Below are 5,801 nucleotides of genomic sequence, written 5' to 3' on the forward strand. Positions count from 1 at the left end.
CGCCGCGTTTATTCAGGAAGCACGCGTTATCGTTGACGTTTTTCGCGAGCAAGCTGGCTCCTACAGCCGCTGGATAGTCACAGACCCCGCAGGCCCAGCCGGCCCCGGTTGCCCCTCCAACCCTGGCCGGCCCTTTTCGCCGCCGTCCGCGCGGTACACCAGGCAGCCCTTGGACTGCCCGCCCTTGCCGGGTTTACCTGCAACACCCGCCAGGCCTCCAGCCCCGCCATCGACCCAGACCTTGATCTGTTCAGCCGGGAATTCCTGTGGCAACTCCAGGCGTACCTGGGCGCCCGCTGCCCCTGGCCGGCCATCGCCGCCGTTATCGCCATTAAAGCCGCGCCCGGCTGAACCCCAGGTGCAACCCGGGTCCACGCCGTTGGCACCGTCCAGGCCCGCATATCCTTGGGCTCCAGCGCCACCACGGGCATCCACCGACAGCGCTTCGGCAGTCAGCGAGTTAATGCGCAAGGTCAGATCACGCCCAGCCTTGGCGGGTTTTTCGTGGGTGCCGGGGGCGCCCCGTGAAGTGATCTGGCTACCGTGCTCCAACTGCGCCTCGCGTACCTGCATTTGCAAGGCGGTATTGCCAGGCACAATGGTGATGCGTGCGTCGCGCCCCAAGTGCAGCTCATCCACCGTGACCTGGCTGATGGTGGCCGGAATCAGCAAGGTGCCGTAGTCCGCCACGTCCAGGCGCTCGAGCTGCAACACGCTGGTACTGCTGGGCAAGCGCATCAACGAGTTGGTTTCGACACTGACACTCTGGGCCAGGGCAACGGGGCTGACCAACAGGGCCAACAGAAAAACCTTACGCATCATGGGGCTCCTGAGTGTTTTCAAATTTTTCTTTGAGCGCACAGTAACGACTTCTACCGGCGATTTGCCAGTGAAGGATCAAAAAACTTCAATTCCACCTCGGTGGGTATCGACCGCCGCGCTCTAGGCCCACGCGCCCAGCCGCGCTAGTCTCTACGGTCTTGATGCGAGGATCTGCAATGACCGCTGGAATTTCTGCCCGTACGCCCCAACAAGCCTTGGCGGCCCTGCTGGACCTTCACAGGCCAAAACGCCTGTTGTTAGTGGGCGCCAGCCAATTTCCGGCGCTGGATGCCTTCCGGGCTGCGCACGCGGATACCGAGGTGTTCTATGCCGCGCCAGGGCCGTTGCCGGAAGACCTCGCCGTGCAGCGCTTTGACCTCGCGCTGGTGGTCGACTGCCTGGAGCACCTGTCCAACCCCCAGGGCCTGACCCTGCTCGGAGGCATCCGTAACCTCAACGCCAGCCGCATTGCCGTGCTGGTCGACCTGGGTGCCTGCGACTGGAAGGACACCGACTTTTTCTCCCTGGCCCTGCAAGCCGGCGAACGCTTCCAACGCGATGATCAGGTGCTGACGCTGTTTACCTATGATCTGCTTGACTATAAACAGGTGCCGGACTGGCTCAACGCCCGCTTCTGGGCCAACCCGGAAAACTTCGGAAAGTATTGGTGGTAACCCGATGAGTACATCCATTTGCCCGTGCGGCAGCGGCAATCTGCTGGATGCCTGCTGCGGCCATTATCACGCCGGCCACCCGGCCCCCTGCGCCAGCGCGTTGATGCGCTCGCGCTACAGCGCCTATGTGCTGGGCCTGGTCGATTACCTGGTCGCCACTACGCTGCCTGCGCAACAGGCCGGCCTGGACCGCGACGCCATTGCCGCCTGGAGTGCCCAGAGCACCTGGCTGGGCCTGGAGGTGGAAAGCTCCGAGGTATTCGGCGGCCAGCCTGAGCACGCCTTTGTCACCTTTACCGCGCGCTGGCATGACGCTGCCGGTGAACATAGTCACCGCGAGCAGTCTTCTTTCGTACAGAATGAAGGGCGCTGGTACTTCATCGATCCTACGGTAGAAGTGAAGGCCGGACGTAACGATGCCTGTTTGTGTGGCAGCGGGCAGAAATTCAAGAAGTGCTGTTCCAGCTACTTCTAATCACTCGACGGGGATAGCGCCATGCTTCGAATGTATAGCTTGATGCTGGCGTTGACCCTGGGCCTGACCGGCTGCGCGTCCTGGTTCGAAGACGACGCGCCGCCCCCTCACGTTTCCCTGGTCAAGGTCGAAGTGGTGCGGGCCAAGCTGCTGGAACAGAAATTCAAGCTGTACTTTCGCGTGGACAACCGCGACGACGCCGACCTGACCGTGCGCGGCCTGGTCTACAAGGTCAGCCTGGGCAATCTGGTGTTGACCGAAGGCGAGTCCAACGAGTGGCTGACCGTACCGCCACGCGGTCATAAATTCTTCAAGGTCTCGGTGCGCACCAACCTCTGGCCACAGGTGCGTGAGGTGGTGCAGATGCTGAAAAATCCCGACCGGCCCGTGCCTTATCGTTTAGAAGGCGAACTGAAAACCGGATTATTCATCGGTAATGACGTGCAGGTGGCACACAATGGCGAGATAATCCCCGGCGATTTTATTCCGGAGCAACATCGATGACACAGCAACCCCATGTCCATGGTCCTGACTGCAACCACGATCACGACCACCATGATCATGATCACGACCACGGCCATGTCCACGGCCCGAACTGCGGCCACGCTCATCAAGAGCCGGTGCGCAATGCATTGAAGGACGTCGGTCGCAACGATCCTTGCCCGTGCGGCAGCGAGAAGAAATTCAAGAAGTGCCACGGTGCTTAAACCGCACGAGTAGGAGCGAGCTTGCTCGCGAAAAACGTCAACGATAGCGCGCGTTTTCTGAGTAAACGCGGCGCCTATGGGTTTCTCGCGAGCAAGCTCGCTCCTACAAAACCTTAAGCCACCTCGATTGGTGGCTGTTTCAAGTTCTCACGCAATTGCCAAAACTCCCGCTTGCGTCGTTTCGCCGCGCTCACTAACGTAGCGCCTTTACTGACGCTACCCCCCGCAGGAGCTTTGCCATGGCCTCGCCAGCCCTCTTACATTTTCTTCCCCGGTTCGGCGTTGCCGCGGCAGTGGTCAGTGCCTTGGGCCTGGCCGGTTGCCAGCTCCAGAACACCCAGGACACCCTGCCGCCCGTTGCCGGCGTGCAGCCAATCAAGGGCCTGGCACAGAATGTGTCGGTGCGCCGCAATGCCCAAGGCATGCCGCTGATTGAAAGCAACACCTTCCACGACGCTTTGTTCAGCCTCGGTTACGTACACGCCAGCGACCGCATCACCCAGATGGTCACCCTGCGCCTGCTAGCCCAGGGCCGTCTGGCGGAAATGTCGGGGCCGCAAGTGCTGGACGTCGACCGTTTTATGCGGGCGGTCAACCTCAAGAAAAGCGCTGGCGAGTTGTACAACGCCTCATCGCCGCGCCTCAAACGCTTCTTTGAAGTGTATGCCCGAGGCGTCAACGCCTACCTGTTCCGTTATCGCGACAACTTGCCGACGGACCTGGCCCAGAGCGGCTACAAGCCCGAGTACTGGAAGCCGGAAGATTCGGCGCTGCTGTTCTGCCTGCTCAACTTCAGCCAGTCGAGCAATCTGCAGGAGGAGCTTTCGTCCCTGGTGCTGGCGCAAAAGGTCGGCGTCGACAAACTCGCCTGGCTCACCCCAAGCGCACCGGACGAACCCGTCCCGCTGGCCGAAGCCGACAAGCTCAAAGGCGTCAACCTGAACCAGATCACCGGCCTCGCCGGGCTGGAGACGGTGGGCCAGCAATTGCGCGACCTCAATGCCCTGGGCGTCACCACCTCAAGCAACTGGGCCATTGGCCCACAACGCAGCCGCAGCGGCAAAAGCCTGTTGGCCAACGATATCGCCGCTCAGCCACAAGCACCGTCGCCGTGGAACTACGTGCAGATTCGTGCGCCCAAATACCAGGCCGTCGGTGCTTCGATTGCCGGCCTGCCGACCCTGCTGGCGGGTTTCAACGGCAAAGTGGCGTGGAGCATGAGCGCGGTCAAGGGCGACACCCAGGACCTGTTCCTGGAGAAGGTCAAACGCCAGGGCAGTGCGCTGTACTACGAGAACAACGGCAAATGGCTGCCGGCCGGCGTGCGCAACGAAACCTTCTTCATCAAGGGCCAGCGCTCGATTCGCGAAGTGGTGTACGAAACCCGCCACGGCGCTCTGCTCAACAGCAGCCAGGCGCTCACCAGCGGTCTTGGCCTGGCCTTGCAAACCGCCGACTTCAAGGACGACAAGAGCCTGGATGCGTTCTTCGACCTGTCCCGCGCACAAAACGCCGGCAAGGCCTCGGATGCTACCCGCGAGATTCGCGCCATCGGCCTGAACATGATCTTCGCCGACGCCAGCAACATCGGCTGGCAGGTCACCGGCCGTTTCCCCAACCGCCGCGAAGGCGAAGGCCTGTTGCCATCGCCGGGCTGGGACACGCGCTTTGACTGGGACGGCTACGCCGACGCGATGTTGCACCCGTACGACCAGGACCCGGCCCAAGGCTGGATCGGCACCGCCAACCAGCGTACCGCGCCACGTGGCTACGGCATGCAACTGTCCAACGCCTGGGATGCACCGGAGCGCAGCGAGCGCCTGGCGCAACTGGCCAACGCCGGCAAGCATGACAGCCGCAGCCTGATCGCCATGCAATACGACCAGACCACCCTCTTCGCCGCCAAGCTCAAGAACATGTTCCAGGCACCCGGCATGGCCCAGCCGCTCAAGCAGGCCATCGAGGCCCTGCCGACAGCGGAACGTGCCAAGGCCCGCGAAGCACTGGAGCGCCTGATGACTTTCGATGGTCGGCTGGCAACCACCTCGGCTGACGCGGCAATCTACGAACTGTTCCTGCAGGAAAGCGCCCGGCAGATCTTCCTGGACAAACTCGGCCCGGAAAACAGCGCCAGTTGGAAAGCCTTCGCCAGCAACGCCAGCCTGTCCTACTCGGCCATCGCCGACCACCTGCTGGGCCGTGAAGACAGCCCATTCTGGGATGACACGCGTACACCGCAAATAGAAGACAAACCCGCGATCCTGGCTCGCACCCTGGCCGCCGCCATCACTACTGGCGACAGCCAACTGGGCGCCGACCACAAGGCCTGGCAGTGGGGCAAGTTGCACAGCACCACCTGGAAAAATACCAGCGGCCAGGTCATCCGCGGCCCCTTTGCCAGCGGTGGCGACCACAACACCTTGAACCCGGCGCCGTATAGCTGGGGCCAGGATTTCAACGCGACCCAGGTGTCGGCGCTGCGCATGATCATCGACTTCGGCCAAGTGGAACCGATGATGGGCCAGGGCGGCATCGGCCAATCCGGCAACCCGGCCAGCCCGAACTATGCCAATGGCATCGACCCGTCGCTGAAGGCGCAATACCTGAGCTTTCCGATGCAGCCGCAGAACTTTGAAAAGGTGTACGGCAAGACAAGGTTGACCCTGACGCCTGGTAAGTAACCGGGCTTCCCTGACGAAACTGGATAACGCTGTGGGAGCTGGCTTGCCTCAATGCCAGTCAGTTAAGGGCTTTTTGTAGGAGCGAGCTTGCTCGCGAAAAACTCACAGGCGCCGCTTTCATTCAGCAAGCACGCGTTATCGTTGACGATTTTCGCGAGCAAGCTCGCTCCTACAGTCGGCGATGACCGCTTGACTGACTGGCATTGTGGCTTGCCTGCGATAGCAGCCGACGGTAACCACGATGCGAAGCGAGCCGCTCTTGATCTTGCTCTTGATCTGCTTTTGATCTTGATCTTAGGCGCCCCGTCAAACCACGCTGGCCGGAATTCGACAGTGATTTGGGGGGTAAACCGGCAGGGATGCCGGTTTAGCCGCCCCGCGCCATGGATGGCGCGTGGCGGCGGCCCCCCAAATCACTGGCGGATTACGGGCACACCGAGCC

The 5,801-nt window shown here is 61.8% G+C and carries 6 protein-coding genes; 5 read left to right on the forward strand and 1 reads right to left on the reverse strand.

The window, feature by feature from the left end:
- Positions 1-60: 60 nt before the first annotated feature.
- Positions 61-819 (reverse strand): hypothetical protein, encoded by a 759-nt coding sequence (locus OC445_RS26700; protein WP_034125938.1) that lies wholly within the window; start codon positions 817-819, stop codon positions 61-63.
- A 179-nt stretch (positions 820-998) separates the two neighbouring features.
- On the opposite strand from OC445_RS26700, the gene OC445_RS26705 reads away from it, so the two are divergent.
- From OC445_RS26705 to OC445_RS26725, 5 genes are all read left to right on the forward strand, one after another.
- A complete protein-coding gene (locus OC445_RS26705; protein ID WP_054897982.1) occupies positions 999-1,496 on the forward strand; it encodes a DUF6231 family protein in 498 nt (165 codons plus the stop codon).
- 4 nt (positions 1,497-1,500) lie between these two features.
- A complete protein-coding gene (locus tag OC445_RS26710; protein WP_034125936.1) occupies positions 1,501-1,971 on the forward strand; it encodes a YchJ family protein in 471 nt (156 codons plus the stop codon).
- Positions 1,972-1,992: 21 nt separating this feature from the next.
- On the forward strand, positions 1,993-2,475 hold the full coding sequence (locus OC445_RS26715; protein WP_054897983.1) for an LEA type 2 family protein: 483 nt from the start codon (positions 1,993-1,995) through the stop codon (positions 2,473-2,475).
- Positions 2,472-2,678 carry an SEC-C metal-binding domain-containing protein gene (locus OC445_RS26720; protein WP_057975615.1) on the forward strand — a complete coding sequence of 69 codons (207 nt, stop codon included), beginning with the start codon at positions 2,472-2,474 and terminating at the stop codon, positions 2,676-2,678. The genes OC445_RS26715 and OC445_RS26720 overlap by 4 nt, the downstream gene beginning before the upstream one ends.
- 239 nt (positions 2,679-2,917) lie before the next feature.
- Complete coding sequence (locus OC445_RS26725; protein WP_054897984.1) at positions 2,918-5,359, forward strand: penicillin acylase family protein; 2,442 nt, start codon at positions 2,918-2,920, stop codon at positions 5,357-5,359.
- The last annotated feature ends 442 nt before the right edge of the window (positions 5,360-5,801 follow it).

The sequence above is a fragment of the Pseudomonas sp. Pse35 genome (assembly GCF_024519715.1).
Lineage (GTDB): Bacteria > Pseudomonadota > Gammaproteobacteria > Pseudomonadales > Pseudomonadaceae > Aquipseudomonas > Aquipseudomonas paracarnis.

Excerpts from the sequence above, each read along its gene's own strand:
- OC445_RS26715 (WP_054897983.1), top strand. The coding sequence starts at position 1,993 with ATGCTTCGAATGTATAGCTTGATGCTGGCGTTGACCCTGGGCCTGACC.
- OC445_RS26705 (WP_054897982.1), top strand. The coding sequence starts at position 999 with ATGACCGCTGGAATTTCTGCCCGTACGCCCCAACAAGCCTTGGCGGCC.
- OC445_RS26720 (WP_057975615.1), top strand. The coding sequence starts at position 2,472 with ATGACACAGCAACCCCATGTCCATGGTCCTGACTGCAACCACGATCAC.
- OC445_RS26725 (WP_054897984.1), top strand. The coding sequence starts at position 2,918 with ATGGCCTCGCCAGCCCTCTTACATTTTCTTCCCCGGTTCGGCGTTGCC.
- OC445_RS26700 (WP_034125938.1), bottom strand. The coding sequence starts at position 819 with ATGCGTAAGGTTTTTCTGTTGGCCCTGTTGGTCAGCCCCGTTGCCCTG.
- OC445_RS26710 (WP_034125936.1), top strand. The coding sequence starts at position 1,501 with ATGAGTACATCCATTTGCCCGTGCGGCAGCGGCAATCTGCTGGATGCC.